1 protein-coding gene is annotated in these 1,277 nt (G+C 58.5%); it reads right to left on the bottom strand.

Going from position 1 to position 1,277, the window contains the following annotated elements; genetic code table 11:
- Positions 1 to 1,277, bottom strand: a 1,277-nt coding sequence (locus IEX86_RS24645) for a dihydroxy-acid dehydratase (RefSeq protein WP_188868778.1), incomplete at both ends; no start/stop codon positions are given.

Below are 1,277 nucleotides of genomic sequence, written 5' to 3'. Positions count from 1 at the left end.
TCCAGGTCTGGATCAACGATACGCGCCTTATAGTCCTCCAGGTCTTCAAAGACTACCGCACGGCCTCGATGCTGCATCAGCTCAGCGGTAGCAGCCGAAGGCTTGAGTACAGCCCCCTTGGGCGCCAGATTACCGCGCAGTACACAGATGCCGCCGTCCTGGCGAATCGGATTATCCAGCGTACGAATAACCTCATCCTTGCCATAGATAGGGGCATCAGCGCAGTTCTCCCAGAGGGATTTGCCATTGGCTGTCAGCGCATCAGGGTTGGGTAGCAGGTTGGCTTCACCCATACGGCGAATTACAGCAGGCAAGCCGCCGGAGTAATAGAACTCTTCCATCAGGAAGCGCCCGGAAGGTTGGAGGTCAACAATAGTAGGCGTGCCACGGCCTACGCGTGTCCAGTCATCCAGATCCAGCTCCACTCCCATGCGGCCAGCAATGGCCTTGAGGTGGATTACGGCATTGGTCGAGCCACCAATGGCGGCGTTAACCCGGATGGCATTTTCAAAGGCCTGCTTGGTCAGGATCTTTGACAGGCGCAGGTCCTCATGAACCATGTCCACGATGCGCATGCCGGAGAGGTGCGCCAGCACATAACGACGAGAATCCACGGCCGGGATCGCGGCGTTATGCGGGAGCGAGGTGCCCAACGCTTCAGCCATGCAGGCCATGGTAGATGCCGTACCCATAGTGTTGCACGTACCGGCCGAGCGGGACATACCAGCTTCGGCAGACAGGAACTCGTTCAGGTCAATCAGTCCACCCTTGTAGGCTTCATGCATCTGCCAGACAATCGTACCGGCCCCAATGTCGCGGCCATGATGCTTGCCGTTGAGCATGGGGCCGCCGGTCACAACGATCGCGGGCACATCACAGCTGGCGGCGCCCATCAGTAGCGCAGGGGTGGTCTTGTCGCAGCCGGTCAGCAGTACCACGGCATCGACCGGGTTGCCGCGGATGGCTTCCTCTACGTCCATGCTGGCGAGATTGCGGGTCAGCATGGCGGTGGGTCGCAGATTGGATTCGCCATTGGAGAAAACGGGAAACTCAACGGGAAAGCCGCCAGCCTCATAGACGCCGCGTTTTACATGTTCGGCAATCTTGCGAAAGTGCGCATTGCAGGGTGTCAGCTCCGACCAGGTATTGCAGATACCAATGATGGGTTTGCCCTGAAACTCATGGTCCGGGATACCCTGGTTCTTCATCCAGCTGCGGTACATAAAGCCGTTCTTGTCGGCATTGCCAAACCACTGGGCCGAGCGCAGGGTGGTTTT

It is taken from the genome of Pseudomonas asuensis, assembly GCF_014646755.1.
GTDB lineage: Bacteria > Pseudomonadota > Gammaproteobacteria > Pseudomonadales > Pseudomonadaceae > Chryseomonas > Chryseomonas asuensis.
This window is presented reverse-complemented; position numbering and strand designations above follow the sequence as displayed.